We start from the raw sequence: 25,825 nt of genomic DNA, 5'->3' as shown, positions 1-25,825 counted from the left end.
TTCGCCGGCGCTTGATGCCGGTCAAGTCCTGCGGGCGCCGGTCTGGCTAGCATCGAAGCGGATTCCTCAGAAGGCCGCCTCATGGCAACGACCGTTCCCCATTCCGCTCCCGCCGCACCCGCCACCGCTCCGGACTCCGTCATCCGCCGCGGCGACCTCGCCGATTTCCGCGCGCTGGCCGAGCGCATCGACGTCAACGGACCGCGCTACACCTCCTATCCGACCGCCGATCGTTTCCATGCGGGCTTCGGCGAAGACGCGTATCGGTCCGCGCTGGACGACTGCCGGGCGGCGGGTGCCGACGCGCCGCTGTCGCTCTACCTGCATATCCCGTTCTGCGAGAACATCTGCTACTACTGCGGCTGCAACAAGATCATCACGCGCGACCACGGCCGCAGTGCGCGCTATGTCCGCTATCTGGCGCGCGAGATGGCGCTGGTGGCGGCCCGGCTCGGGGAGCGCCGGCCGGTCGTGCAGTCGCACTGGGGCGGCGGTACGCCGACCTTCCTCGATCCCGCCGAAATGCGGCAGGTCATGGCCGCGCTGCACCGGCACTTCGATCTGCGGCCGGACGGCGAGCATTCGATCGAGATCGATCCCCGCCGCGTCGACGACGAACGGATGGCGCTGCTCGCCGAGCTCGGCTTCAATCGTGTCAGCCTCGGCGTGCAGGACTTCGATCCCGAGGTCCAGGCCGCGATCCATCGCGTGCAGCCGGTGGAAGACACGCGCCGCGTGGTGGCCGCTTCCCGGCGGCTCGGCTTCCTGTCGATCAGCATGGACCTGATCTACGGCCTGCCGCACCAGACCCCCGCCCGCTTCGGCGCCACGATCGACCGTGTGCTGGAGATGCGGCCCGACCGGCTGTCGTTGTACAGCTACGCGCATCTGCCGCACGTCTTCAAGCCGCAGCGTCGGATCGACGAGGCCGCGATGCCGTCGGCCGGCGAAAAGCTGGACATCCTGGTCTCGGCCATCGAGCGGCTGACCGCGGCCGGCTATGTCTACATCGGCATGGATCACTTCGCGCTGCCGGACGACGCGCTGGCCCGCGCCCAGCGCGAAGGACGGCTGCAGCGCAACTTCCAGGGCTATGCGACCCACGCCGGGCACGACCAGCTCGGTTTCGGCATCTCGGCGATCGGCGCGGTGGCCGGCCGCTATGTGCAGAACGCCCGCACGCTGGACGAGTACTACGGCGCGCTCGATGCCGGCAGGCTGCCCGTGCTGCGCGGCCATCATTGCGACGCCGACGACCGGCTGCGCAAGGACATCATCGGCGCGCTGATGTGCCATGGCGAACTCGATACCGCCGAGGTCGCGCGGCGGCACGGTATCGACTTCGACGCCAGGTTTGCCGCCGAGCGCGCCGAACTCGTGACACTGGCGGAGCAGGGACTGGTGCGGATCTCCGGGACGCGCATCGCGGTGACACCGCTGGGACGGCTGCTGGTGCGGCGCGTGGCCATGGTGTTCGACCGCTATCTTCGTGACGAGCGGGCGGCCGCGGCGCAGCCGGGTTCGGATCGCGTGCCCGATTCCAAATCGGTGCCTGTTTCGGATCCCGTTTCAGGTCCCGCTTTGAATCCCGATTCGGACCCCGCTTCGCAAAGGCCCGCGGCGCACCCACTGCTGCGGATGCCGCCGACATCCCGCTCCGGGGCGGCGCCGACCGCCCGGTACTCGCGCGTGGTGTAGCGCGGCCAAACGCCGGCCGTAAAAAAGCCAGCGGCATGCCGCTGGCTTTTTTGTCCTGGCGAGGCGAGCGCCGCGCCGGTGTCCCCGGTTTTACTTCGAGGCGTTGACCATGTAGTCGGCTGCGGCGATCACGTCGGCGTCGGGGCCGGCGTAGCCACCCTTCGGCGGCATCACGCCCTTGCCCTTCAGCGCGAAGTTGTGGACCGCGTCCATGCCTTCCTTGATACGCGGCGCCCAGGCGGCCTTGTCGCCGACCTTCGGCGCACCGGCAACGCCGGCGGCGTGGCAGGCCGCGCAGACCTGATCGTAGACGCGCTTGCCGACCTCGGCCGAAGCCGCGGCGGGAGCTGCAGCCGTGGTTTGCGCCGGAGCCGCTGCGGCCGGAGCGGGAGCGGCCGGTGCCGCCGGGGCGGCGGCGGCAGGAGCCGGAGCGGCCGCTGCAGCGTCAGCCGCCGGTGCGGCAGGTTCGGAAGCAGCAGCGGTGGTCGCTGCCGGCGCGGGCGCGGCAGGCTCCTGCAGCTTGCCGCCGGCCGAGTTGACCAGATGCACCATCGCACGGTCCAGTTCGTAATCGGAGAAATCGTCCGGCGAGGTGCCGGCGCGCGGGGGCATCGCGCCCTTGCCGGCCATTACCGATTTCAGCAGGCCGTCGTGGCCCTGGCCGAGGCGGGCGCTCCAGTCGCCGGCGGCGCCAAACTTCGGCGCACCGGCCGCGCCGGTGGCGTGGCAGGCCGCGCAGACGGCGGTATAGACCTGTTCGCCGGTCTTGTAGACGCGGGGGGCATTGGGATCGCGCAGTTCGAGCGAGGCAACCGGCTTGATCCGGTCAACCACCGCTTCCGCCGTATCGGTGGAACCGGCGCCTTCCGGGCCACCGTAGCCGACGAAGCTGACCAGCAGGATGATCACGGTGATCGGCACCACGAAGGCGGCAATCACCACAGCGATCAGCTGCTTCGGGGTCTTGATGGGAGACTCGTGTTCGTTATGGACGTCGCTCATGCTGAACTCTCGATTTTGCAGGAAACCCGTGACCGCTCCGCTTGGCGGCCTTTCGTTGGTCCGTGTCTGGGCCTGACTGCCGCCCCCTCCGCGCTTTCGAGTCTGCCGAGCCTGACAGCCACACCCCATGCCGCCTGGCGCGCCGTCCGAGTGGACGAGACGCAGCCCCGCTTTTGCGCAAATAACGGGCGATTATAGCCGCAAAGCCCTTCCCGATGGCGCGAAAAGCGCCTCGGACGAAACCCGTAGGGCCCGGGGAAAAGATGTGCCGGCATGGACTCGCCACGACAAACGCGGTATCCTATGCGACTTTCCGACGTCGGCATTCGCCGCAGTCGACCGCGCGGCTCCCGCCGCATCTCGTGCGCCCGTAGCTCAATGGATAGAGTACTGCCCTCCGAAGGCAGGGGTTGCTGGTTCGATCCCAGCCGGGCGCGCCAAGTTTTTCTTCAGCGACGATCCCGTTTTTCCTTGTGGTGAAGGCATCTGCGCATGCCTGGCATTTGCATGCGGCGCGAGTGCCGACATGTGCGGCCGTAAGTCGCCCGATCCATCGCCCCATCGTTCCCTCCTGACACCACGCTGTCAGCAGCCCCCTCGCAAACTGCGGTCTCCTTCAACGACCACCGAGGTGGCATCATGCAAAACGTTCTGATCAACTGGCTGGAAATTCCCGTCGTCGACATGGGTCGGGCTGTGCAGTTTTACGAGCGGGTATTCGAGACGAAGCTGCGGCGGGAAACGATGAGCGAGATCGACATGGCAATCTTTCCGCATTCCCATTCCGGTGGCGCGCTGGTGGCCGGCGAGGGCTTCAAGCCGAGTACCGAGGGAAGCTTGCCTTATCTGCATACGCCGGCGCTCAACGACTTGCTGGGCCGAGTTGCCGCGGCCGGGGGCAAGACCGTGTTTGGTCCGATGGAGCTGCCGGACGAGATCGGCCGGATCGCCCATATCATCGACAGCGAAGGCAACAAGATCGGTCTGCACGAGCCCGTGCCGGCCAACCGCTGATCCTGGCCAGACTGGCCTGACTGACCCCCTGACTCACGCCGATGAGCCGCCGCGCCGACCGCCTGTTCCAGATCGTCCAGGTCCTGCGCGGCCGCCGCCTGACCACCGCGGCGCTGCTGGCGCAGCGGCTGGGCGTGTCGGAGCGGACGGTCTATCGCGATATCCAGGCGCTGTCGATTTCCGGCGTGCCGATCGAAGGCGAGGCCGGGATCGGCTATCGGCTGCGGGCGGACTTCGACGTGCCGCCGATGATGTTCTCGGGCCTCGAGGTCGAGGCGCTGGTGGCGGGGCTGAGGATGCTGAAGGCCTGGGGCGGCGGCGCGCTTGCCGCCGCGGCCGATCCGGCGCTGGAGAAGCTGGTGGCGGCGCTGCCACCGACGCGCCGGTTGTCGGCGCAGCAGAGCCGGGTCTTCGCGCCGGCCTATATGCACGACAGCAAGGTTCGCGAGGCCTTCGACGTGGTCCACGGCGCCATGGGCGAGCAGCGGCTGCTGCGGCTCGATTACTGCGACGCGCAGCAGCGGCTCACGGAACGCGTGGTGCAGCCGCTGGGCCTGTTCTTCTGGGGCAATGTCTGGCTGCTGGCCGCCTGGTGCACCGCGCGCGAGGACTATCGCAGCTTTCGCCTGGATCGCTGCCGGGCGATCCGCATGCTGGACGACCGTTTCCACGAGACGCCCGACCGTTCGCTGAACGGCTTCCTGAAGGCCGTCAAGGCGACCGGTTACTGAGGGGCATGCGGAGCCCCGGCAGCGTTCTCCACCAGACGCCCGACCGCTCGCTGGACGGCTTGCTGAAGGCGGCGAAGGCCACCGCTTGCTGAGGAGCGTGCCGTACCCCGGCAGCCTTCCTGTGTTCGGCGCTACACTTGCCGGCTCGATGCACGCCGGCGTCCCGCCGGCGTCGACCCATATCCATCCCGTTCAGGAGAGATAGCCGTGAGCCCGTCCCAGGTCACGATCCGCGAGGTATTGACCGGCACCGCCAAGCCTTATGGCGGGCCCAGCAAGCCCGGGAAGCAGAGCGCGATCGACAAGCATCCCGTCGGCGCTCCCGTCGCGGTGGGTACGCTGGGGCTGCAAGGCGACGAACAGGGTGACCGCCGCATCCATGGCGGGCCGGAGAAGGCGGTCCATTGCTACCCGTGGCAGCACTACGCCACATGGCGGCGGGACATCGGCCCGTTGCCGGTGCTGGAACGCGCCGGCGCGTTCGGCGAGAACCTGAGCTGGGCCGGCGGCGACGAGCAAGACGTCTGCCTCGGCGACGTGTGGCGGATCGGCTCGGTGACCCTGGAGCTGTCGCAGCCGCGGCAGCCGTGCTGGAAGCTGAACGTGCGGTTCAGCCGCGACGACATGTCGGCGCTGGTGCAGCAGAGCCTGCGCATCGGCTGGTATTTCCGCGTGCTGGAGCCGGGCAAGCTGCAGGCCGGCGATGCCGCGGTACTGCTGGAGCGGCCGCATGCCGACTGGTCGGTGGCGCGGCTGGCCGGCCTGGTGCGCGACCGCGAGACCGATCCGGAACTGCTGGATGCGGTGCTGGCGTTGCCGCTGGTCGATTCGTGGCGGCGGCTGTTCGAGCGCCGCCGACAGAGCGGGGCAATCGAGGACTGGACCCCAAGACTGCGGGGATAGCCGAGCGGATCGCGGAGCCCGGCCGCTCCGGCCGCCGGAACTTTGCCCAACGCGCGCCGGACTGACCTTGAAGCGCGCCATCACGCCCCCAGTTGACCGACCATGCCCGTCGCCATCCCCCACCACGAATACCAGATCACCGCGATCCGCGCCCAGGGGGCGGGCGGGCAGAACATCAACAAGGTGTCGAACGCAGTGCATCTGCGTTTCGATGTCCGCGCGTCCTCGCTGGCCGACGACCACAAGCAGCGCCTGCTGCAGCTGCACGACCATCGCATTACGCGTGACGGCGTCGTCGTGATCAAGGCGCAGCAGCACCGCAGTCTCGAACTGAACCGCGACGAAGCGGTCCGGCGGCTGCACGAGCTGGTCGACAGCGTGGCGGTGCCGCCGCCGGTGCGTCGACCGACGCGGCCGACGTTCGCATCGAAGCTGCGGCGGCTGGAAGGCAAGACGCAGCGCAGCCACATCAAGGCCTTGCGCGGCCGGGTGGCGGAGTAGGGCGGCGGCGCGCGCCTTCGCTCTCTCGTCTTCTCGTCTTCTCGTCCCGGGACCTGCGCCGCTCGCACCGCGGCGCCCTCGCATTCCTCGCATTCCTCGCATTCCTCGCATTCCTCGCATTCCTCGCATCCCTCGCATCCCTCGCATCCCTCGCATCCCTCGCATCCCTCGCATCCCTCGCATCCCTCGCACCCCTCGCACCCCTCGCACCCCTCGCACCCCTCGCACCCCTGGTCCGGCCGCTTGGCAGAAATCCACGGATCGTTGTCCGAAGGCCAGGCAACGGGACTCTTAAGCTCGGTGGCATCCCTGCGAACGACAGGAAATGCCGAGGAAAGTCCCGATGAAGCCGATGTCCCCGATGACCCATGCCCGCGTGCTGGCGATCTGCCAGGCGCTGTTCACGTCCGCCCTGTCGGTCGACCTGACGCTGACCGGCCTGGTCGGCTACACGCTGGCGCCCGACAAGGCGCTGGCCACGGTGCCGTTCGCGCTGATCACGGTGGCATCGGCCGTGACCGCAATCGCGGCGGCCTTTCTGATCGAGCGGCTCGGGCGGCGGTTGGCCTTCTGCCTCGGCGGGATCGCCTGCACCGCGGGCGGCCTGATCTCGGTCTGGGCCATCGCCCATCACGATTTCCTGGCCTTCTGCGCCGGCACCGCGCTGGTCGGCGTGTTCCAGGCCTTTGCGCGCTTCTATCGGCTGGCCGCCGCCGATGCCGCGCCGGCCGCCGACAAGCCGCGTGCGATCTCGGCCGTGCTGACCGGCGGCGTGGTGGCCGCGGTCTGCGGTCCGGCGATCGCCGCCTGGTCGACCGACCTGATGAGCCCGCTGCCGTTCGCCGGTTCCTACGCCGTGGTGGCGGCCTTCGGCGTGGCGACGGTGCTGCTGCTGGCGTTTGCCTATCGCGAGCCGCCTCCGCCGCCGGCCGGCAGCAATCCGGATTCGCAGTTGCCCGCGCGTCCGCTGGGCGAGATCGTGCGCCAGCCGGTGTTCCTGGCGGCCTTCGCCAACAACGGCATCGGCAACGCGGTGATGATGTTCGTGATGACGGCCACGCCGATCGCCGCGGTCGCCTGCAACCACACGATCGCGCAGGGCGCGCAGATCATCGAATGGCATCTGGTCGGCATGTACGCGCCATCCTTCGTGTCGGGCTGGCTGCTGCAGCGCTTCGGCAATCCGGCGATGCTGATGGCCGGCATCGGGCTGTCGGCGCTGTCCAGCGTGATCGCGCTGGCCTCGACCTCTCTGCCCGCGTTCTATGCCGCGCTGCTTTGCCTGGGCGTGGGCTGGAATTTCATGTTCGTCGGCGGCACGACCCTGCTGACCAGCAGCTATCGCGATGCGGAGCGGGCGCGGACGCAGGCGGTGGCCGAGTTCTCGACCGCGGTGCTGACCGCCGCCGCGACGCTGGCGGCGGGCCAGATCCTGCACCACTACGGCTGGGATGCGGTGAACCTGGCGGCCTTGCCGGCGCTGGCCGTGGCGCTGCTGATCACGCTGGGCTGGCAGCGGCGCAGCCGGGCGCTGGCGCCGGTATGATCGGCCGCATACCGGCCTTTACGCTCGCCTTGGCAAGAACCTTGCCCCGTTCGCCAAGGGAGCCGACCAAGCCCACCAAGCCCACCAAGCCCATGCCCAGCCATCTGCATTCCGTCTCGGACACGCCACGCGTGGTGTTGATCGTCGCCCCGGACCCGGCGCAGGAGCTCGACGTCACCGGCCCCACGGCGGTGTTCGGGCAGGCCAACCGGCTGTCCGGGCGGCCCAATCCGCCCTATCTGATCCGCATCGCCAGCGTCAGCGACGACGCGGTGATCCGCACCGAGAGCGGCATCCGGCTGCTGGCCGACGCGCCGTTTCACCGGATCGCCGAGGCCTTGCCGGACCCAGTCGACACGCTGTTGCTGGCCGGCGGCGCCGGCCATGCGGCGGCGGCCGACAACGCCGCGCTGATCCACTGGCTGCGCGAGATGGCGCCAAAGGTGCGCCGGCTCGGCGCGGTCTGTACCGGCGCCTTCGTGCTGGCGCGCACCGGGCTGCTCGATACGCAGCGCGCCACCACGCACTGGCGCCATGCCGAGAAACTGGCGCGGCGGCATCCGCGCGTGATGGTCGATGCCGATCCGATCTGGATCCAGGCCGGGCGCCTGTACACGTCGGCCGGCGTCACCGCGGGCATGGACCTGTCGCTGGCGCTGGTCGAGGACGATCTGGGGCACGCGGTCTCGCTGGCGGTGGCGCGCGAACTGGTGCTGTTCCTGCGGCGGCCGGGCAGCCAGGCGCAGTTCTCCAGCGCGCTGCAGGCGCAGGCGGCGCAGAGTCCGGAACTGAGGGAGTTGCAGGGATGGATTGCCGACCATCTGGACGCGGACCTGTCGGTCGGCGCGCTGGCCGAGCGTGTGTCGATGAGCCCGCGCAATTTCGCGCGGGTGTTCGCGCGGCAGGTGGGGCAGACGCCGGCCCGCTACGTCGAGACGCAGCGGGTCGAGGCGGCGCGGCGGATGCTCGAGCAGAGCGACCGCCGGCTGGAAACGGTGGCGCGCATCGCGGGATTCGGCAGTGCCGACGGCATGCGGCAGGCCTTTCTGCGCCATCTGCGCACCACGCCGGAACGCTATCGCGCCGCGTTCCGTGCGCAGTCCACGCAATTGCAGATGCAGACGCAGACCGGGGCGCCGCGGGAACCGGTGAACGCGGCCGCGTAATGTGGCCGCGGCCGGTCCCGCGGACCGGTTTTAGCGGGTGCCTTGCAGCGCCGCGATGCGGGCCTCGATCGGCGGATGGCTGGAGAACAGCGCCATCCAGGACTTGCCGCCCGAGATGCCCATCGCCTGCATGTTCTGCGGCAGGCCGTCGGCTTCCATGCCGCCCAGGCGGCGCAGCGCCGCGACCATCGGCGACGGCGTGCCCATCAGGCGCGCGGCGCCGGCGTCAGCGCGGAATTCGCGATAACGCGAGAACGCGGCGACGATGATGCTGGCGAGGATGCCGAACACGATTTCGCAGACGATCACCGTGACCATGTAGCCGATGCCGGGGCCGCTCGACTCCTCGTCGTTACGGCGCAGCATCGAGTCGACGAAGTAGCCGACCACGCGGGCGAGGAAGATCACGAAGGTGTTCACCACACCCTGGATCAGCGTCAGCGTCACCATGTCGCCGTTGGCCACGTGCGCGACTTCGTGCGCCAGCACGGCCTCGGCCTCTTCGCGCGACATGCTCTGCAGCAGGCCGGTCGACACCGCCACCAGCGAGCTGTTCTTGGTCGCACCGGTGGCGAAGGCATTGGGCTCGCCCTCATAGATGGCGACCTCGGGCATCGGCAGGCCGGCGCGCTGCGCCAGCTTCTCGACGGTCTGCACCAGCCAAAGCTCGGTGCTGGTGCTCGGATGGGTGATCACCTGCGCGCCGGTCGACCATTTGGCAATGGTCTTGGACATCAGCAGCGAAATGAAGGCGCCGCCGAAGCCCATCAGCGCGGCGAAGGCGAGCAGCGTGCCCAGGTTCAGGCCATTGGCGGTCAGGAAGCGGTTCACCCCGAGCAGGCTCGCGGTGATGCTGAGCACGATCATGACGGCGAGGTTGGTCGCCAGGAAAAGCAGGACGCGTTTCATCTTGGTTCAGTCAACAGGGGAAAAAAGCGCGGACAGGGCCGCATGGCGAAGGCCCGCGAGCCATCGCGGGGCTTCGGGTTCGGGATCGGCGGATGGCCGGGGTCAGCCGCGCGGCGGGCGCGGCAGCAGTGGCAGGTCGGGTTCGGGCAGCCGCAGCGCGGCGTAGGCGGGCGGGCCGGTGCGGCCGCCGGCGTCCGTCATCGCGGGCGCCGAGGGAAGCAGCAGTTGTTCGGCCAGATCGGCCCCGGACGGCGCGGCTTCGCCGGCATCGGCGAACGGGGACGGCGCGGGGGCGCCGCAGTCCGATGCCGGGTCGGCGGTGGCGCTCAACAGATCCGAAGCGCCGGCCAGCACCGTGTCGATGGTTGCGGCGACGTCGATCGCTCTGGCGGCCTCGACCGATTCGATCGCATGCACGGCCGCGCCGCCCGCGGGCATGCCGGCGCCTGCCCAGCCATGCAGCGGCAGCAGGGCAAGCAGCAGCGGCAACAGCGACAGCCGGAGCAGCCGCTGCAGCGATCGCACGAAGGTGGCGGAGCGCAGCACGAGGTTCCCGTGGGGTATCGAAAGCAAATCCGGGCCAGCTTCTCGGGCCGACCCGGTTGAGCGATTCTACCCGAGATGCGAACGCGTCATTCGTGGTCCTGCCAACGGCATCCCGTGTCGTCCCCGCGAAGCCGGCGACCCGGCGGCTCGTGCGATTCGGCCCGAGCCGCTCGCCGCAAGGCGCACCGCGCTGAACTACACTGGCCCTTGAAAACCCTGTAACTGCTACAAGGTAAGTTGCATGAGAATCGGAGAACTCGCCCGTCAGTCGGGCTGCGACGTGGAGACGATCCGCTACTACGAGCGCGAAGGGCTGCTCGATGCGCCCCAGCGCGAGGACAACGGCTATCGCCGCTACGGCGACGCGCATCTGGTGCAGCTGAACTTCGTGCGGCACTGCCGCTCGCTGGGCATGAGCCTGTCCGACGTGCGCCGGCTGCGCGATTTCGCGCGCGATCCGAGCGCGGCCTGCGACGGCATCAATTCGCTGCTGGACCGGCAGATCGAGCAGATCCACGCGCAGCGGCTCGCGCTGGAGGCGCTGGAGAGCCAGCTGCGGGCGCTGCGGCATACCTGCGAGGAAGGCCACCGCGCCAGCGAATGCGGCATCCTGCAGAACCTGCAGCAGGCGGCAGGCGGTGGACCCTGCGAGTGCCACCGCACCGAAGCCGGCCACTCGCACTGAGCCGCGGCGGTCCGGGGGCGCGCCGCTTTGCCGGTGCTGTGCTAGCATCCCGATAACCGGTCACGCGATTCGTCGCGCCCGCTTTTTTTTTGTGCAGCCGGTTTTAGTTTCCGAACTACGACCTTCGGGACCGCGGCCACGGAGCCGCATCCCCAAACCGAACCCAGTGCCGATGTTCGCTCGCCGCTTCGTCTCGTTCGCCCAGGCCCGCCGCCTTGCCCGGCTGGCCGGCGTACGCGTGGCGCGGCAGATCGCGAACGCGGCCCGGATGCGCGCGCCGCTGATGCGCGCACCGCGCATGGCGGCCGGTCTGGCCACCGTCCCTTCCCGCCGGATCACGCGCCGAATCTCCGCCCCGCTTGATCCCGCCCGGTTCCCAGCCTAGCCGCACCGCAGTCGCGCCGGGCCAGCCGAACCGGGCCCGAGCCTCCTTTTCCGGATCGTTTTCCCGCCACGCGCGCCGCTCGCAGTAGCCGCACGCCGGGCGCCCACCGGCACCATCGCCGCACGGACGCCGATCCGGCCGAATCCAACAGACAAGCAAGACCAGCGCGCCGAGCGGCGCGCCAGCCATACAGGAGCCGCCATGACCGCATCCGCTTCGCTGCAGCCCACGCTGTACCTGACCGAACTCGACGTGACCCGACTGGAGCGCATCGCCAGCCGGGCCCCGGCCAACGGCATCGCCGAGATGCTGGACGACATCCTGGCCCGCGCGGCGATCGTGCCGCCCGAGGCGATCCCGCAGGACGTGGTGACGATGAACTCGTCGGTGCGCTGCGCGCTGGAAGGCGACCCCGTGCCGCGCCAGTGGACGCTGGTGTACCCGGACAACGCCGATTTCGAGGCGGGCCGGATCTCGGTGTTCTCGCCGGTGGGCCAGGCGCTGCTGGGCGCCCGTGCCGGCGAGACGGTCAGCTACCGTCTGCCCGATGGCCGCGAGCAGCGCGTGACGGTGCTGGAGCTGTCCTACCAGCCCGAGGCCAACGGCCAGTTCACGCTGTAGTCCGGGCTGCAGCCTGGCTGCAGTTCAGCCGAAAGGGCCGGCGGCCCGTGCCGCGGCGCCGCGCGCGGGGCGCCGCTGATTCCGCCACGTTGTCGTTTCACGGCGCACAACTCACCGTTCGTCGCAGGCCCATTTGTGGCCGCAGGACCAGGGACTAACCTTCAACCCGTGCTCACATGGCGACATAGATCGCTCAGGGGCAGCAGGTAGCTGACACACAAATAAAGCTCAGTTGAAGGAGTCCCAAATGATCACCAGCCGTATCATCGGCGGCGCATTGGCCGTCATCGTGGCTGCGACCTCGGCGGTCGCCGTGGCCGCGCCCGCCACCTCGAGCAAGGTCGGCAAGTTCGACGTCTATGCCGATGCGCTGCGCGCCGGCAAGTTCAACACCTTCACCGACGGCGCCCGTCAGGGCAAGTTCGATACCTTCAGCGAAGGCGCCCGCCAGGGCAAGTTCGATCCCTATAGCGAAGGGACCCGGCAGGGCCAGTTCGACAGCTTCAGCGAAGGCGCCCGTGCGCCGAGCGGCGAGATTGCCGCGAGCTCGCTGGACAACGCCCGCAGCGGCGACGGCTCGCTGTACGGCTATCGCGTCTGACCCGCGTCTGACGCCGGACCGGCGCCGCGTGCCGGGTGGCCACGGATTACCCCTCACGCCACCGCCACGCACGCGCGCCGGCCGCACCGGTTTATCTCCCACCTGCCCGATTGACCTCCTTTCCTCCTTCTCTCTCTCTCCGGGTGGGTGTTTTTTATTCCGCAGTCCGTTGCCTGCCGAGCGCGCTGGCGGTTACAGCTGGCGCGCCGCGAAGGCGTCGCAGCGGCCGATATCGGCCGATTCAAGCCCCCGCCGCAGCCAGCGGACCCGCTGCTCGCTGGTGCCGTGCGTGAAGGCTTCCGGCACGACATAGCCTTGCGACTGGCGCTGCAGGCGGTCGTCGCCGATCGCGGCGGCGGCCTGCAGTCCCTCTTCGATATCTCCGGGTTCGAGCAGCTGCTGATTGGCGCGCTGCGCGGCCGCGGCCCAGACTCCGGCCAGGCAATCGGCCTGCAGCTCCATCCGCACCGACAACTGGTTGGCCTGCGCCTCGCCCATGCGGCGGCGCGCGCTGTCGACCTTGTCGGCCACGCCGAGCAGGTGCTGCACATGGTGGCCGACCTCGTGCGCGATCACATAGGCCTGGGCGAAGTCGCCGGCCGCGCCAAAGCGCTTGCGCAGTTCGTCGTAGAAGGCCAGGTCGATATAGACCTTCTGGTCGGCCGGGCAATAGAACGGGCCCATCGCGGACTGGCCCATGCCGCAGGCGGTCTGCGTGGCGCCGGTGAACAGCACCAGCGTCGGCGGCTCGTAGCGCCGGTTCAGCTCGGTTTCGAACAGCCGCGACCAGGTGCGCTCGGTGCTGCCGAGCACCTTGCGCACGAACACGGACATCGGGTCGGTGGCGGGCGGGCCCTGGGTGGCCTGCTGCTGCGGCGCGTCGGACTGCTGCAGCACCGAGGCGCCCTGCATGATCACGGTCGGATCGATGCCGAAGAAGTAGGAGGCGGCGAGGGCAATCAGGATCGTGCCGATGCCGATCGTCTTGCCGCCGGCGCCGAAGCCTCTGCTGCCTCGCCGGTCTTCCACATGTTGGCTTTCGGCTTCGTCGTCAAGGCGCATGGTGGCTCCGCTGGTTCATGTACGCGGCCACGGGGGAACGGGCAACGGCGCCCGGCCGCGAAGTGCCGCCAAGTATAGCAATGGCGGCACCGCGCGGGATTGCCGGAGAGCGCCCCGGCTTATGCGGGCACGGCGCTGGCGGTCTCGACCGCGACGCTGGCCGGCGCCCTGGTCCCGCCGACCTCCGCCACGCGCAGCAGATTGGTGGTGCCGCCCTGGCCGAACGGCATGCCGGCGGCGATGGTGATCTGATCGCCGGGCTGCGCATAGCCTTCGGCCAGCGCCGCGCGTGCTGCGGCATCGACCATCTCGTCGACGCTCTGCACATCCGGGCTGACCGTCGAATGCACGCCCCAGGCCAGCGCGAGCCGCCTTGCGATCTCGACATGCGGCGTGATGCTGACGATCGGCGCGCACGGCCGCTCGCGCGCGGCGCGCAGCGCGGTGGCGCCCGACGACGTGTAGGTCACCGTCGCCGCCGCGCCGATGATCTGCGTGACCTCGCGCAGCGCGGCGCAGATCGCGTCCTGGCGGGTCGACAGCGGCGCCTCGTGCTGTGCATCGAGCAGATTGCGATAGAGCGGATCGCGTTCGACCTCGGTGATGATGCGGTTCATCATGGCGACCGCGGGCACCGGGTGGCGGCCGTTGGCCGATTCGGCCGACAGCATCACCGCGTCGGCGCCGTCGTAGATCGCGCTGGCGACATCGGACGCCTCCGCGCGCGTCGGCACCGGCGAGTCGATCATCGATTCGAGCATCTGCGTGGCGATCACGATCGGCTTGCCGAGCTGCCGGCAGACCCGCAGGATGCGCTTCTGCACGCCGGGCACGCGCTCCGGCGGTAGTTCCACGCCGAGGTCGCCGCGCGCGACCATCACCGCGTCCGACACGCGCACGATCTCGTCGAGCTGCTGCAGCGCGGCCGGCTTCTCGATCTTCGACAGCACGCCGGCGCGCGTGCCGATGATCTCGCGCGCCTCGACGATGTCCGACGGGCGCTGCACGAACGACAGCGCGATCCAGTCGGCGCCGAGCGACAGCGCGAACTCGAGATCGCGGCGGTCCTTGTCGGTCAGCGCGGGAATCGGGATCACCGCGTCGGGCACGTTGACGCCCTTGCGGTCCGACAGCGTGCCGTGATTGACCACGCGCGTGGCGATGCTGCCCGCCGACACCGACTCGATCCGCAACTGCACCTTGCCGTCGTCGATCAGCAGCGACTGGCCCGGCGCGGCGACGCGGAACAGCTCCGGATGCGGCAGATGCACGCGCGTCGCATGGCCCGGGGTCGGATCGCTGTCGAGCACGAAGGGATCGCCTGCCTTGACCGCGACCTTGCCGACCGCGAACGTGCCGATGCGCAGCTTCGGCCCCTGCAGATCGGCCAGCACCGCGATCGGACGGCCGGTCTCTGCCTCGACCTGGCGCACGGCGTCATAGCGCTGGCGATGGTCCTCGTGCGTGCCGTGGCTGAAGTTCAGCCGGAACACGTCGGCGCCGGCCTCGAACAGCTGCCGGATCACCGCGATATCGGTGCTTGCCGGTCCCAGCGTGGCAACGATCTTGGCTTTGCGCTGGCGTCTCATGGTGTCTCCTGTTGCGGTGATTGCAGTGGTGCGGTGTTTGCAGCGATCGCGTTGTTCGCGTTGTTGCGGTGGGGGGCGGCACGCTGGCGTGCCGGTGGCGATTCGATACCGTTGCTGTTGTGGTTGTCGTTCCCGGCAGGCGCGGCGGCGTCGCAGGGCCATCGTCAGAGGATCAGCATCGCGCGGAAGTCGTTGACGTTGGTGCGCGTCGGCCCGGTGACGATCAGATCGTCGAGCGCGGCGAAGAAGCCGTAGCCATCGTTGTCGGCCAGCCGCGCACGGGCAGACACGCCGCGCGCGGCGGCGCGCGCCAGCGTGTCCGGCGACAGCAGCGCACCGGCGTTGTCCTCGGAGCCGTCGATGCCGTCGGTGTCGGCCGCGATCGCATGCACGCCGGGCAGGCCGTCGAGCGCCACCGCCAGCGACAGCAGGAATTCCGCGTTGCGTCCGCCGCGGCCCTTGCCGCGCACCGTCACGGTGGTCTCCCCGCCGGACAGCAGCACGCACGGCTTGCGCCACGGCTGGCCGCGCTGCGTGACCTGGCGCGCCAGCGCCGCGTGCACCAGCGCGACCTCGCGCGCCTCGCCCTCGATGCAATCGGACAGGATGTGGGCCTCGATGCCGAGCGCGCGGGCGCGCGCGGCGGCGGCTTCCAGCGCCTGCTGCGCGGTGGCCAGCGTCACGCTGCGATGGCCTTCGAAGCGCGCGTCGCCGGGTTTGGGCGTTTCGCCGGCGCCGCTCTCCAGATGCGCGCGCACGGCCGCCGGCACCTCGATGCCGTATTTGTCGATCACCGCCAGCGCATCGGCGCAGGTGGTGGCGTCGGGCAACGTCGGCCCGCTGGCGATCAGCGTCGGATCGTCGCCCGGAATGTCCGAGATCAGCAGTGTCTCGACGCGCGCCGGCGCGCACTGCAGCGCGAGCCGGCCGCCCTTGAGCGCGGACAGATGCTTGCGCACGCAGTTCATCTCGCCGATATTGGCGCCGCTGCGCAGCAGCGCCTTGTTGACGGCCTGCTTGTCGGCCAGCGTCAGTCCCGGCGCGGGCGCCGCCAGCAGCGCCGAGCCGCCGCCCGAGATCAGGCACAGCACCAGGTCGTCGGCGCTCAGTCCCTTGACCAGTTCGACCATGCGCTGCGCGGCCTGCTGTCCGGCGGCGTCGGGCACCGGATGCGCGGCCTCGACGACTTCGATGCGCGAGCACGGCGCGCCGTGGCCGTAGCGCGTCACCACCAGTCCCGACAGTTCGCCCTGCCAGTTGGCCTCGACCGCCTGCGCCATCGACGCGGCGGCCTTGCCCGCGCCGATCACCACGGTGCGGCCCTTTGGCGGGGGCGGCAGTTGCGGCGGCAGGCACTGGCCCGGACTGACCGCGGCGACCGCGGTGTCGAACAGCTCGCGCAGCAGTGCACGCGGATCGGCAAGACTGTCGCGACGCTGCGGCGTCAGCAGGGCGGCGTGGGAATCGGAATACATGGCGGTGCGGGATGAGCTTGGGCGGATATCGACACGTCATTCCGGCGAAGGCGGGAACCCAACGGCTTTCGAAGTCACTGGGTCCCGCGCATTCGCGGGGACGACGCCATGGTCGGCCATGACGAGGGCGCTGGTAGCGCGCCCCCGCCGGCCGCTTACTTCGCGATCGTATGGTTCGACATCAGCTCGATCGCGCGGCACAGCGCCGAGTGATCCTGCTTGCCGAAGCCATTGGCGGCGCAAGTGTTGAACAGTTCCTGCGCGGTCGCGGTGTTCGGCAGCGCCACGCCCAGCGCCTTGGCGCCCTGCAGCGCCAGGTTCAGGTCCTTCTGGTGCAGCTCGATGCGGAAGCCCGGGTCGAAGGTGCGCTTGACCATGCGTTCGCCGTGCACTTCCAGGATGCGCGACGACGCGAAGCCGCCCATCAGCGCCTGGCGCACCTTGGCCGGATCGGCGCCGGCCTTCGAGGCGAACAGCAGCGCCTCGGCGACGGCCTGGATGTTCAGCGCGACGATGATCTGATTGGCGACCTTGGTGGTCTGGCCATCGCCGTTGCCGCCGACCAGCGTGATGTTTTTGCCCATCAGCTCGAACAGCGGCTTGACCTCCTCGAAGGCCTCGGCCGGGCCGCCGACCATGATGGTCAGCGTGGCCGCCTTCGCCCCCACCTCGCCGCCCGACACCGGCGCGTCGAGGTACGCCGCGCCCAGCTTGTTGATGCGCGCCGCGAAGTCCTTGGTCGCGATCGGCGAGATCGAGCTCATGTCGACCACGATCTTGCTGTGCGAGGCTTCCTTGCCGGCGGCCTTCAGCGCGGCGGCCACGCCCTTGTCGCTGAACAGCACGCTTTCCACGTGCGGGGTGTCCGGCACCATGATGATCACGATGTCGGCGCGCTTGGCGACCTCCTCGGCGCTGGTGCAGACCGTGACGCCGGCGTCGACCAGGGCCTGCGGCGCGGGGTTGACGTCATGGACGAACAGCGTGTGGCCGGCCGCGCGCAGGTGGCCGGCCATCGGCGCGCCCATGATGCCCAGGCCGATGAAGCCGACGTTGCGTTGGTTTGCCATGGTGAGTCTCCTTGGAATGGTGATCAATGAAATCGGTTCTGTCTTCTGTGTGCTGTGCCCAGCTGCAGCGGTCCGGCCGGATCACTGCACGCCGAACTGCGCGCGCCAGCCCAGGCCGGCCTCGGTGGTCGTGCGCGGCTTGTATTCGCAGCCGACCCAGCCGGTGTAGCCGATCTGGTCCAGCCACTGGAACAGGAAGGCGTAGTTCAGCTCGCCGGTGCCCGGCTCGTTGCGGCCCGGGTTGTCGGCCAGCTGCACATGCTTGATGCGCGGCAGGTTGGCCTTCAGCGTCGCGGCGATTTCGCCTTCCATCCGCTGCATGTGATAGATGTCGTACTGCACGTACAGATTGGGCTCGCCGACCTGTTCGATCAGATCGAGCGCCTGCTGCGTGCGCGACAGGAAGAAGCCCGGAATGTCGAAGGTGTTGATCGGCTCGATCAGCAGGTCGATTTTCTCGGCGGCCAGCTTGCGGGCCGCAAAGCGCAGGTTCTCGACCAGCGTCTCCTGCGCCTGCTCGCGCCTGACGTTCTGCGGCAGGATGCCGACCAGGCAGTTCAGCTGTTGCACGCCCAGCACCCTGGCGTACTGGATCGCGTCGCCCACGCCGTCCTGGAACTCGCCGACGCGGTCCGGATGGCAGGCGATGCCGCGCTCGCCCGCTTCCCACTTGCCGGCCGGCAGGTTGTGCAGCACCAGGTCGAGCTGGAAGCGGTTGAGCCGATCGGCGATCTGATCGGCGTGGAAGGCATAGGGGAACAGGAATTCGACGCCGCGAAAGCCCGCGCGCGCGGCGGCTTCGAAGCGGTCGAGGAAACCGACCTCGTTGAACAGCATGGTCAGGTTGGCAGCCAGTTTCGGCATGGATGTCTCCAGAGTCTGGGTGGGTTTGTCGGTGGGGCCATCGGGGCGGCGGGGGCGATGGCCCTGAAGGGCCTGCCTCCGCCGGCGCGCGCGTCAGGCCGTTTCCGCTTCTTCTTTCAGGATCGCTGCGTCGGCTTCCTCGTCGACGCGATCGTCGATCGGCTCGAACTCGTTGATGTTGTCGATCTCGGTGCCCATCGCGATATTGGTCACGCGCTCGAGGATCACCTCGACCACCACCGGCACCGAGAACTCGGCCATCAGGTCGCGCGCCTCGGCGAAAGCCGGCGCGATGTCCTCGGGCTTGAACACGCGGATCGCCTTGCAGCCCAGGCCCTCGACCACCTTGACGTGGTCGACGCCATAGCCCTCGAGCTCCGGCGCGTTGATGTTGTCGAAGGCCAGCTGCACGCAGTAATCCATGTCGAAGTTGCGCTGCGCCTGGCGGATCAGGCCGAGATAGGAGTTGTTGACCAGCACGTGGATGTACGGCACCTTGAACTGCGCCGCCACCGCCAGCTCCTCGATCATGAACTGGAAGTCGTAGTCGCCGGAGATCGCCACCACGTCCGATTCGGGCGAGGCGACCTTGACGCCGATCGCGGCAGGAATGGTCCAGCCCAGCGGGCCCGCCTGGCCGCAGTTGATCCAGTGGCGCGGCTGGTTGACCGACAGGAACTGCGCCGCGGCGATCTGCGACAGGCCGATCGTGCTGACGTAGCGCACGTCGCGCGGGAAGTACTGGTTCATCTCGCGATAGACGCGCTGCGGCTTGACCGGAACGTTGTCGAAATCGCTCTTGCGGTGCATCGTGCGGCGGCGCTTCTGCACCTCGGCGACCCAGGCCTTGCGGCACGGCAGCCGGCCGGCCTGCTTCATTTCACGGGCGACCTCGACGAACTGCTGCAGCGCCAGCTTGGCATCGGAAACGATGCCCAGGTCCGGGCCGAACACGCGGCCGATCTGCGTCGGCTCGATATCGACGTGCACGAACTTGCGGCCCTTGGTGTAGACGTCGACGCTGCCGGTATGGCGGTTGGCCCAGCGGTTGCCGATGCCCATCACGAAGTCGGACGCCAGCAGGTTCGCGTTGCCGTAGCGGTGCGAGGTCTGCAGCCCGACCATGCCGGCCTGCAGCGGATGATCGTCGGCCAGCACGCCCCAGCCCATCAGCGTCGGCACCACCGGCACGTTGACCAGCTCGGCGAACTCGACCAGCAGGTCCGCCGCATCGGCGTTGATCACGCCGCCGCCGCAGACGATCAGCGGCTTGGCCGAGGCGTTCAGCATCGCGATCGCCTTCTCGATCTGCGCGCGCGACGCGGCCGGCTTGTACGGTTGCAGCGGCTGGTAGGTTTCCGGATCGAACTCGATCTCGGCGACCTGCACGTCGAACGGCAGATCGATCAGCACCGGACCCGGACGGCCCGAGCGCATCAGGTGGAAGGCCTGCTGGAAGACCTGCGGCACCAGCGCCGGCTCGCGCACGGTCACGGCCCACTTGGTCACCGGCTTGGCGATCGATTCGATATCGACAGCCTGGAAGTCTTCCTTGTACAGGCGGGCGCGCGGCGCCTGGCCGGTGATGCAGAGGATGGGAATCGAGTCGGCCCAGGCCGAATACAGCCCGGTGATCATGTCGGTGCCGGCCGGTCCCGAGGTGCCGATGCAGACGCCGATATTGCCGGCCTCGGCACGGGTATAGCCCTCGGCCATGTGCGAGGCGCCCTCGACGTGGCGCGCCAGGTAATGGTCGATCGAGCCGGTCTTGCGCATCGCCGAATAGAACGGGTTGATGGCGGCGCCGGGTACGCCGAACGCCACGGTGATGCCTTCCTTTTCCAGCACGGCTACCGCCGCGTCCACTGCTCTCATCTTCGGCATGTCTGTCTCCAAGGGTGATCCAATCCGTTGGAGTCGATGCTATTACCGCCTTGGCGCTGCGATAAAGGGAAGAGAGATCAGTTGATTCCATACCTGAGGTTTGGAATGATGTCGTCGGGCGCGTGCGCAGGCGCACCGTCCGCGTTGATTGGCATTCACCGGCGACATGCGTTCCGGCGCATTGCCGGCATAGCGCGCGGCGGATGCCGCAGCATCGCGGCGCGGCGCACAATCGTGCGCGGGAGGAGACAAGAATTGGACAAACTCAAACAGATCGAGGCCTTCATTTCCGTCGTGGAGCAGGGCAGCATGGCGGCCGCCGCGCTGACCCAGGGCGTCACGCCGGTGATGATCGGCCGGCGCATCAACGCGCTGGAGGCGCGCATCGGCGTCAAATTGCTGCACCGCTCCACGCGGCGCATCGTCGTGACCGAGCAGGGCGCCGCCTTCATGGAGCAGTGCAAGAAGGCGCTGGCCGACCTGGACCGCGCCGAGATGCTGATCGCCGAGGGCCGCCACAAGGCCACCGGCCATCTGATCGTTTCGGCGCCGGCGGCATTCGGCCGCAAGCATGTGGCGCCGCACGCGCCGGCCTTTCTCGCCAGCAATCCCGAGGTGCAGATCTCGTTCAACCTGACCGACCGGGTCGTCGATCTGGTGCGCGAGGGCTACGATGTCGGCATCCGCATCGGCGGTGCGATCGACCCGAACTTCGTCGCGATCAAGCTGGCGACCAACAAGCGCGTCGTGTGCGGCACGCCGGCCTACTTCGCGAAGCACGGCGTGCCGCGTACGCTGGATGACCTGGCGCAGCACAACTGCCTCGCCTTCAACCTGCAGGGCGGACAGCAGCGCGGCTGGTACTTCCGCCACAACGGCAAGGCCGTCAGCGTGCGCGTGACCGGCAATCTCGACTGCAACGACGGCGAGCTGCTGCACCGCTGGACCTGCGAGGGGCTTGGGCTGGGCTGGCGCTCGACGTGGGAAATCCTGCCGCAGCTCGAGAGCGGGGAACTGATCACGGTGCTGGACGAATACGCGCTGCCCGACTACGACATCCTGGCGGTGTACCCGCAGCAGCGACCCGTACCCGCGAAGATCCGCTTCTTCATCGAGCACCTGAAGACCGAGTTCAACCGCCCGGGCTACTGGACCGCGCGCGCCGGCGGCGCGTAAGCATCCGAGTGCCGGCTTCGAAGGGGAGGGCCGATGGCTGCCTGGCTGGCCGACGCCGTGGTGGTGCTGCACCTGCTGTTCGTCGCCTTCGTCGTCGCCGGCGGCGCGCTGCTGTGGCGCTGGCCCCGGGTCGCGTGGCTGCATCTGCCCGCCGCGCTATGGGGCGCCACCGTCGAATGGACCGGCTGGATCTGTCCGCTGACGCCGCTGGAGAACCGCCTTCGGCGGGCCGCGGGCGAACACGCCTATGCCGGCGGCTTCGTCGAGCAGTATCTGCTGCCGCTGCTGTACCCGCAGGCCCTGACGCGCGAGATGCAGCTGTGGCTGGGCGCGCTGGTGGTGGGCATCAATGTCGCGATGTACGCGCTGTGGTGGTGGTCGCGGCGGCGCCGGCATTGACGCGGCGCGCGGCCGACGCGGCCGTCACGCCAGCAGCGCCGTCACCAGGTCCTTGCCGGCCGGCGCCGGTACCTCGTCGAAGTGCAGCGCGCCTTCGACATGGCTCAGGTGGCCGACCATCAGTTCGACCGCGCGCTCGGCGTCGCCGGCGCGGGCCGCCTCGATGAATTCGCGATGTTCGTCCGACGAGCACGCCGCATCCCGGCGCGACTGGTACAGCATCGTGATCACCGCGCTGCGCATCGACAGCTCGTGCAGCATCTCGGTCAGCACCTTGTTGCCGACCACCTCCGCCAGCAGGATATGGAAGTCGCTGAGCAGCCGGGTACGGGTCTGCGCGTCGTTGCCGGCCAGGGCCTTCCTTTCGGCGGCCAGATGCTTGTCGATCCGCTTGTAGTCGGCGGCGGTGGCGCGCGCGACGAATTCGCGGGCCAGCGCGGCCTCGAGGATGCGCCGCACGGCAAAGACCTCGCGCGCCTCCTCTGCGCTGGGCTTGGCGACGAACGCGCCCTTGTCGGGCACGATCTGGATCACCTTGTCCTTGGACAGCATCAGCAGCGCCGCGCGCACCTTGGTGCGGCTGACCCGGTAGACCGCGGCCAGAGCCTCCTCGCGCAGCTTGGTGCCGGGCGGCAGGCGGTGCGAGACGATCGCCGCGACGATGTCGTCGGCGATCGCCTCGGCGGTCATGGCAGGGTCGATATGCTCGGGCATGGGGCGCAGCGCGGGCGGCGCGCTTGGGGGAAATGCCGAATTCTATCGTCCCGTGGCTTTACCCGGCACCGGCGCATACCCGGGGGGATGGCCGCCTTCCACGCCGTCCAGGCCGTCGAGCACCGGCGCGCTGAGCCCTTCGTCCAGTTCGGCCGCCGGGATCTGGCCGTTCAGCACGGCATGCGCGCGTTCGCGGTCGATGTCCTTTTCCCAGGACGCGACCACCACGGTCGCGACGCAGTTGCCGATCAGGTTGCCCAGCGCACGGGCGATGCCGATGAACCAGTCGACCGACAGCACCAGCACCAGGCCGATCGCCGGGATCGCGGGATGTGCGGACAGCGTCGCGGCCAGGATCACGATGGCGGAGCCGGGGATGCCGTGCGCGCCCTTGGAGGTCACCAGCGCGACGGCCAGGATGCCGAGCAGATCGGCCATCGACAGCGCCGTATTGGTCGCCTGCGCGATGAACACTGCCGCCAGCGTCAGGTAGATCGAGAAGGCGTCGAGGTTGAACGAGTAGCCGGTCGGAATGACCAGGCCGACCACCGACTTGCGGATGCCCATGAACTCGAGCTTGCGCATGACCTGCGGCAGCACGCTGTCCGACGAGGCCGTACCCAGCACCACCAGCAGTTCGGCGCGCAGGTACTTGATCAGCTTGAACACCGAGAAGCCCGACATCCGCATCACGGTGCCCAGCACCACAGCCACGAACACGACGACCGCGCCGTAGAACAGCACCACCAGGAAGCCGAGCTGCTTGAGCGAGCCGATGCCGTACTTGCCGACGGTGAAAGCCACCGCGCCCAGCACGCCGAGCGGCGCCAGCTTGATGATGAAGCCCATCATCTTGAACAGCGTCTGCGAGAAGGTGTCGATCAGCCTGACCAGCGGCCGGCCCGGCTCCCCGATCAGCGACAGCGCGCAGCCGAACAGCACCGAGACCAGCAGCACCTGCAGCACGTCGCCCGACGAGAAGGCGCCGATCACGGTCGATGGAATCAGCTTGAGCAGGAAGTCGACGGTGCCGCCGCTGGCCACCTTGGCCGCGTTGTCGACATAGGCGCTCATCGCCGAGGCGTCCAGCGAAGCCGGGTTGACGTTCATGCCGGCGCCGGGCTGGAACACGTAGGCCAGCAGGATGCCGAGCGCCAGCGCGATGGTGGTGACGATCTCGAAGTAGACCACCGCCTTGACGCCGACGCGGCCGACCTTCTTCAGCTCGCCGGCGCCGCAGATGCCGGCGACGACCACGCAGAACACGATCGGTGCGATCAGCATCTTGATCAGCTTGATGAAGGCGTCGCCGAGCGGCTTGAGCTTGGCGGCGAACTCGGGGAAGGCCAGGCCGAGCACCGTGCCCAGCACCAGCGCGATCAGCACCTGGCCGAACAGCGAGCGCGTGAAGCGGTGGACCGGATGGCGGGGGACGGGATTGGGGGTAGGCGTGTGCGGCCGGCCGGCGCCGGGCAGGGCGGGTTGCTGCATGACTTGTCTCCAGACGGGCGGGTCCGTGTCGGTGTGACGGCTCGCCCTGTTCGATTCAGGACTGCCACCGGCGCCGCTTGTCGGCAACGGTGTCTCGGGTCCGGCACACCTCCCGATACGGGGGTGTGAGCTCGCGTGGAAGGCCCCCCTGTTGGGGCGGAATTCACGCCGACGACTGTCTGGACCGGATTGTCCGCAGCGCTTTGTCGGAACCTGGACCGGAATATAGTGCATATCGTTTTTGTATGCAATTTTTGAATTCACTGTGCTAACATGGTCTGCATCGATGCCCCGGGCGCGCCTCTGCGCCGGGGAAACAGCGCAACCCACAAGCACAACAGCAACCGCGCCAGGCGGCCGGCCCAACAGGCTCGCCAAGCCGCAGGCGAGCGCGCTACAGTCATCGCATCCCCGTCCGGGGGCCCGGGTGCCGGCCGACAGCCGGCACGATCCGTTCAGCAGGAGACACGCATGGCAGCATCCACAACGCCCTCCCCGGTGTCCGGCACCGAAGTCGGCGCGCGCATCATGGCCTGGGCCGACGCCCTCGCCGTCCACACCGAGCAGCCCGGCATGCTGACTCGCACCTATCTGACCGAAGCCCACCACGGCGCCGCCGCCCAGCTCGCGGCGTGGATGGAAGCGGCCGGCATGACGGTGCGGCGCGACGCCGCCGGCAACGTGATCGGCCGCTACGAAGGCACCGAGCCGGACGCGCCGGCGCTGCTGACGGGTTCGCATTTCGACACGGTGCGCGATGCCGGCCGCTACGACGGGAATCTGGGCGTGATCCTGCCGATCGCCTGCGTCGCCGAATGGCATCGCCAGGGCAAGCGCTTTCCGTTCGCGATTGAGGTGGTCGGCTTCGCGGAGGAAGAGGGCGTGCGCTTCAAGGCGACGCTGCTCGGCAGTCGCGCGATCGCCGGCACCTTCGACCAGAACGTGCTCGAGAACGTCGACGACAGCGGCAAGACCATGCGCGAGGTGATGCGCGCGGCCGGCTTCGATCCGGCGGGCCTGCCGGCCGCGGCCCATTCGCCTGACAAGGTGCTGGCCTTCGTCGAAGTGCATATCGAGCAGGGGCCGGTGCTGCTGAACGAGAACTTGCCGGTGGGCGTGGTGACCGCGATTTCCGGCGCGACCCGCTTCATCGTCGAACTCGACGGCCTGGCCGGCCACGCCGGCACCGTGCCGATGGACATGCGGCGGGACGCCGCGATGGCCGGCGCCGAGATCGGCCTGTTCATCGAGCGCCGCTGCAGCGGCTCGCCGGGCCTGGTCGGCACCGTCGGCCAGTTCAACGTGCCCAACGGCGCCGCCAACGTCGTGCCGGGCCGTGCGGTGTTCTCGATCGATATCCGCGCCGGCGAGGACGCGGTGCGCCAGGCCGCCGTCGCGGACGTGCTGGCCGAGATCGAACGCATCTGCGCGCGCCGCAAGGTCCGCGCGCAGGTCCGCAAGACCCACGAGGCCGCCAGCGTGCCGTGCGCGCCGTGGCTGCAGCAGCAGTGGGCGGCGGCGATTGAGCGCCAGGGCGCGCCGGTCCGCCTGCTGCCGTCGGGCGCCGGCCACGACGCGATGGCCATCGCCGCGATCGCCGACGTGGCGATGCTGTTCGTGCGCTGCGGCAACGGCGGCATCAGCCACCATCCGACCGAGACCATGACGGTCGAGGACGCCGCGCTCGCCGCGCGCGTGTTCAGCGATTTCGTCGAACACTTCAGCGCCCGTCCTTGACTTCGGCCCTTGCCGGCCGCCCTGATTCCGAACACATTCCCGCGCCGAGCGCGCCC

Annotated in this window: 25 protein-coding genes and 1 tRNA gene; 15 read left to right on the top strand and 11 right to left on the bottom strand. The window is 69.0% G+C overall.

Going from position 1 to position 25,825, the window contains the following annotated elements; all coding sequences use genetic code 11:
* The first annotated feature begins 81 nt into the window (after positions 1–81).
* Positions 82–1,698 carry an oxygen-independent coproporphyrinogen III oxidase gene (gene hemN, locus FOB47_RS24755; protein ID WP_174782290.1) on the top strand — a complete coding sequence of 539 codons (1,617 nt, stop codon included), beginning with the start codon at positions 82–84 and terminating at the stop codon, positions 1,696–1,698.
* A gap of 90 nt (positions 1,699–1,788) precedes the next feature.
* On the opposite strand, the gene FOB47_RS24750 is transcribed toward hemN, so the two are convergent.
* Complete coding sequence (locus FOB47_RS24750; RefSeq protein ID WP_174782289.1) at positions 1,789–2,700, bottom strand: c-type cytochrome; 912 nt, start codon at positions 2,698–2,700, stop codon at positions 1,789–1,791.
* Positions 2,701–3,064: 364 nt separating this feature from the next.
* On the opposite strand from FOB47_RS24750, the gene FOB47_RS24745 reads away from it, so the two are divergent.
* The 7 genes from FOB47_RS24745 (at position 3,065) to FOB47_RS24710 (ending at position 8,561) form a co-directional block, all read left to right on the top strand.
* Positions 3,065–3,140 (top strand) — tRNA-Arg (locus FOB47_RS24745).
* A gap of 199 nt (positions 3,141–3,339) precedes the next feature.
* The gene (locus FOB47_RS24740) at positions 3,340–3,714 is read left to right on the top strand and encodes a VOC family protein (RefSeq protein WP_053822818.1); all 375 of its coding nucleotides are present in this window, start codon (positions 3,340–3,342) and stop codon (positions 3,712–3,714) included.
* 41 nt (positions 3,715–3,755) lie between these two features.
* The gene (locus tag FOB47_RS24735; protein WP_174782288.1) at positions 3,756–4,445 is read left to right on the top strand and encodes a helix-turn-helix transcriptional regulator; all 690 of its coding nucleotides are present in this window, start codon (positions 3,756–3,758) and stop codon (positions 4,443–4,445) included.
* 207 nt (positions 4,446–4,652) lie between these two features.
* Positions 4,653–5,348 (top strand): MOSC domain-containing protein, encoded by a 696-nt coding sequence (locus FOB47_RS24730; RefSeq protein ID WP_174782287.1) that lies wholly within the window; start codon positions 4,653–4,655, stop codon positions 5,346–5,348.
* 102 nt (positions 5,349–5,450) lie between these two features.
* Entirely contained in the window at positions 5,451–5,849 is a 399-nt protein-coding gene (gene arfB, locus FOB47_RS24725; protein ID WP_174782286.1) for an alternative ribosome rescue aminoacyl-tRNA hydrolase ArfB, read from the top strand.
* Positions 5,850–6,192: 343 nt separating this feature from the next.
* Positions 6,193–7,395: an MFS transporter gene (locus FOB47_RS24715; protein WP_174782285.1), complete on the top strand. Its 1,203-nt coding sequence runs from the start codon at positions 6,193–6,195 to the stop codon at positions 7,393–7,395.
* Positions 7,396–7,487: 92 nt separating this feature from the next.
* On the top strand, positions 7,488–8,561 hold the full coding sequence (locus FOB47_RS24710; RefSeq protein WP_174782563.1) for a GlxA family transcriptional regulator: 1,074 nt from the start codon (positions 7,488–7,490) through the stop codon (positions 8,559–8,561).
* 30 nt (positions 8,562–8,591) lie between these two features.
* Here FOB47_RS24710 and htpX read toward each other — a convergent pair whose 3' ends face one another.
* Both htpX and FOB47_RS24700 read right to left on the bottom strand, forming a co-directional pair.
* Positions 8,592–9,470: a protease HtpX gene (gene htpX, locus FOB47_RS24705; RefSeq protein ID WP_174782284.1), complete on the bottom strand. Its 879-nt coding sequence runs from the start codon at positions 9,468–9,470 to the stop codon at positions 8,592–8,594.
* A gap of 102 nt (positions 9,471–9,572) precedes the next feature.
* Positions 9,573–10,016 carry a hypothetical protein gene (locus FOB47_RS24700; RefSeq protein WP_244959383.1) on the bottom strand — a complete coding sequence of 148 codons (444 nt, stop codon included), beginning with the start codon at positions 10,014–10,016 and terminating at the stop codon, positions 9,573–9,575.
* Between the two features lie 241 nt (positions 10,017–10,257).
* Between FOB47_RS24700 and FOB47_RS24695 the strand changes: the two genes are divergently transcribed.
* From FOB47_RS24695 to FOB47_RS24680, 4 genes are all read left to right on the top strand, one after another.
* Positions 10,258–10,701, top strand: coding sequence for a Cd(II)/Pb(II)-responsive transcriptional regulator (locus tag FOB47_RS24695; RefSeq protein WP_174782283.1), 444 nt, complete (start codon positions 10,258–10,260; stop codon positions 10,699–10,701).
* A 172-nt stretch (positions 10,702–10,873) separates the two neighbouring features.
* Positions 10,874–11,086 (top strand): hypothetical protein, encoded by a 213-nt coding sequence (locus FOB47_RS24690; RefSeq protein ID WP_174782282.1) that lies wholly within the window; start codon positions 10,874–10,876, stop codon positions 11,084–11,086.
* 201 nt (positions 11,087–11,287) lie between these two features.
* Positions 11,288–11,707 carry a nucleoside diphosphate kinase regulator gene (gene rnk / locus FOB47_RS24685; protein WP_174782281.1) on the top strand — a complete coding sequence of 140 codons (420 nt, stop codon included), beginning with the start codon at positions 11,288–11,290 and terminating at the stop codon, positions 11,705–11,707.
* A gap of 247 nt (positions 11,708–11,954) precedes the next feature.
* Positions 11,955–12,308, top strand: coding sequence for a hypothetical protein (locus FOB47_RS24680; RefSeq protein WP_064574697.1), 354 nt, complete (start codon positions 11,955–11,957; stop codon positions 12,306–12,308).
* A 192-nt stretch (positions 12,309–12,500) separates the two neighbouring features.
* On the opposite strand, the gene ypfJ is transcribed toward FOB47_RS24680, so the two are convergent.
* The 6 genes from ypfJ to gcl form a co-directional block, all read right to left on the bottom strand.
* Positions 12,501–13,370, bottom strand: coding sequence for a KPN_02809 family neutral zinc metallopeptidase (gene ypfJ, locus FOB47_RS24675; protein ID WP_174782280.1), 870 nt, complete (start codon positions 13,368–13,370; stop codon positions 12,501–12,503).
* A gap of 119 nt (positions 13,371–13,489) precedes the next feature.
* Complete coding sequence (gene pyk / locus FOB47_RS24670) at positions 13,490–14,959, bottom strand: pyruvate kinase (protein WP_174782279.1); 1,470 nt, start codon at positions 14,957–14,959, stop codon at positions 13,490–13,492.
* Positions 14,960–15,123: 164 nt separating this feature from the next.
* Positions 15,124–16,434: a glycerate kinase type-2 family protein gene (locus FOB47_RS24665; protein WP_174782278.1), complete on the bottom strand. Its 1,311-nt coding sequence runs from the start codon at positions 16,432–16,434 to the stop codon at positions 15,124–15,126.
* A 155-nt stretch (positions 16,435–16,589) separates the two neighbouring features.
* Positions 16,590–17,504 carry a 2-hydroxy-3-oxopropionate reductase gene (gene glxR / locus FOB47_RS24660; RefSeq protein WP_064574689.1) on the bottom strand — a complete coding sequence of 305 codons (915 nt, stop codon included), beginning with the start codon at positions 17,502–17,504 and terminating at the stop codon, positions 16,590–16,592.
* Between the two features lie 81 nt (positions 17,505–17,585).
* On the bottom strand, positions 17,586–18,368 hold the full coding sequence (gene hyi, locus FOB47_RS24655) for a hydroxypyruvate isomerase (protein ID WP_174782277.1): 783 nt from the start codon (positions 18,366–18,368) through the stop codon (positions 17,586–17,588).
* 93 nt (positions 18,369–18,461) lie between these two features.
* Positions 18,462–20,252, bottom strand: coding sequence for a glyoxylate carboligase (gene gcl / locus FOB47_RS24650; protein ID WP_151022897.1), 1,791 nt, complete (start codon positions 20,250–20,252; stop codon positions 18,462–18,464).
* A 255-nt stretch (positions 20,253–20,507) separates the two neighbouring features.
* On the opposite strand from gcl, the gene FOB47_RS24645 reads away from it, so the two are divergent.
* Both FOB47_RS24645 and FOB47_RS24640 read left to right on the top strand, forming a co-directional pair.
* Positions 20,508–21,428 (top strand): LysR family transcriptional regulator, encoded by a 921-nt coding sequence (locus tag FOB47_RS24645; RefSeq protein WP_064574685.1) that lies wholly within the window; start codon positions 20,508–20,510, stop codon positions 21,426–21,428.
* Positions 21,429–21,461: 33 nt separating this feature from the next.
* Positions 21,462–21,827, top strand: coding sequence for a DUF2784 domain-containing protein (locus FOB47_RS24640; RefSeq protein WP_174782276.1), 366 nt, complete (start codon positions 21,462–21,464; stop codon positions 21,825–21,827).
* Between the two features lie 24 nt (positions 21,828–21,851).
* Here the strand turns inward: FOB47_RS24640 and FOB47_RS24635 are convergent, their stop codons facing one another.
* Positions 21,852–22,541 (bottom strand): GntR family transcriptional regulator, encoded by a 690-nt coding sequence (locus tag FOB47_RS24635; RefSeq protein WP_053822801.1) that lies wholly within the window; start codon positions 22,539–22,541, stop codon positions 21,852–21,854.
* A 42-nt stretch (positions 22,542–22,583) separates the two neighbouring features.
* Positions 22,584–24,032 carry a C4-dicarboxylate transporter DctA gene (locus FOB47_RS24630; protein WP_053822800.1) on the bottom strand — a complete coding sequence of 483 codons (1,449 nt, stop codon included), beginning with the start codon at positions 24,030–24,032 and terminating at the stop codon, positions 22,584–22,586.
* A 471-nt stretch (positions 24,033–24,503) separates the two neighbouring features.
* Between FOB47_RS24630 and FOB47_RS24625 the strand changes: the two genes are divergently transcribed.
* On the top strand, positions 24,504–25,769 hold the full coding sequence (locus FOB47_RS24625; RefSeq protein WP_174782275.1) for an allantoate amidohydrolase: 1,266 nt from the start codon (positions 24,504–24,506) through the stop codon (positions 25,767–25,769).
* Positions 25,770–25,825: the final 56 nt, after the last annotated feature.

This window comes from Cupriavidus gilardii, assembly GCF_013347325.1.
Lineage (GTDB): Bacteria > Pseudomonadota > Gammaproteobacteria > Burkholderiales > Burkholderiaceae > Cupriavidus > Cupriavidus gilardii.
Note: the sequence above shows the minus strand (reverse complement) of the source record. Positions and strands in the feature narration are given on the sequence as shown.

Bases quoted from the DNA above. Each gene is read 5' to 3' on its own strand.
- hemN (WP_174782290.1), top strand. From the start codon at position 82: ATGGCAACGACCGTTCCCCATTCCGCTCCCGCCGCACCCGCCACCGCT.
- FOB47_RS24750 (WP_174782289.1), bottom strand. From the start codon at position 2,700: ATGAGCGACGTCCATAACGAACACGAGTCTCCCATCAAGACCCCGAAG.
- FOB47_RS24740 (WP_053822818.1), top strand. From the start codon at position 3,340: ATGCAAAACGTTCTGATCAACTGGCTGGAAATTCCCGTCGTCGACATG.
- FOB47_RS24735 (WP_174782288.1), top strand. From the start codon at position 3,756: ATGAGCCGCCGCGCCGACCGCCTGTTCCAGATCGTCCAGGTCCTGCGC.
- arfB (WP_174782286.1), top strand. From the start codon at position 5,451: ATGCCCGTCGCCATCCCCCACCACGAATACCAGATCACCGCGATCCGC.
- FOB47_RS24715 (WP_174782285.1), top strand. From the start codon at position 6,193: ATGAAGCCGATGTCCCCGATGACCCATGCCCGCGTGCTGGCGATCTGC.
- FOB47_RS24710 (WP_174782563.1), top strand. From the start codon at position 7,488: ATGCCCAGCCATCTGCATTCCGTCTCGGACACGCCACGCGTGGTGTTG.
- htpX (WP_174782284.1), bottom strand. From the start codon at position 9,470: ATGAAACGCGTCCTGCTTTTCCTGGCGACCAACCTCGCCGTCATGATC.
- FOB47_RS24695 (WP_174782283.1), top strand. From the start codon at position 10,258: ATGAGAATCGGAGAACTCGCCCGTCAGTCGGGCTGCGACGTGGAGACG.
- FOB47_RS24690 (WP_174782282.1), top strand. From the start codon at position 10,874: ATGTTCGCTCGCCGCTTCGTCTCGTTCGCCCAGGCCCGCCGCCTTGCC.
- rnk (WP_174782281.1), top strand. From the start codon at position 11,288: ATGACCGCATCCGCTTCGCTGCAGCCCACGCTGTACCTGACCGAACTC.
- FOB47_RS24680 (WP_064574697.1), top strand. From the start codon at position 11,955: ATGATCACCAGCCGTATCATCGGCGGCGCATTGGCCGTCATCGTGGCT.
- ypfJ (WP_174782280.1), bottom strand. From the start codon at position 13,370: ATGCGCCTTGACGACGAAGCCGAAAGCCAACATGTGGAAGACCGGCGA.
- pyk (WP_174782279.1), bottom strand. From the start codon at position 14,959: ATGAGACGCCAGCGCAAAGCCAAGATCGTTGCCACGCTGGGACCGGCA.
- FOB47_RS24665 (WP_174782278.1), bottom strand. From the start codon at position 16,434: ATGTATTCCGATTCCCACGCCGCCCTGCTGACGCCGCAGCGTCGCGAC.
- glxR (WP_064574689.1), bottom strand. From the start codon at position 17,504: ATGGCAAACCAACGCAACGTCGGCTTCATCGGCCTGGGCATCATGGGC.
- hyi (WP_174782277.1), bottom strand. From the start codon at position 18,368: ATGCCGAAACTGGCTGCCAACCTGACCATGCTGTTCAACGAGGTCGGT.
- gcl (WP_151022897.1), bottom strand. From the start codon at position 20,252: ATGCCGAAGATGAGAGCAGTGGACGCGGCGGTAGCCGTGCTGGAAAAG.
- FOB47_RS24640 (WP_174782276.1), top strand. From the start codon at position 21,462: ATGGCTGCCTGGCTGGCCGACGCCGTGGTGGTGCTGCACCTGCTGTTC.
- FOB47_RS24635 (WP_053822801.1), bottom strand. From the start codon at position 22,541: ATGCCCGAGCATATCGACCCTGCCATGACCGCCGAGGCGATCGCCGAC.
- FOB47_RS24630 (WP_053822800.1), bottom strand. From the start codon at position 24,032: ATGCAGCAACCCGCCCTGCCCGGCGCCGGCCGGCCGCACACGCCTACC.
- FOB47_RS24625 (WP_174782275.1), top strand. From the start codon at position 24,504: ATGGCAGCATCCACAACGCCCTCCCCGGTGTCCGGCACCGAAGTCGGC.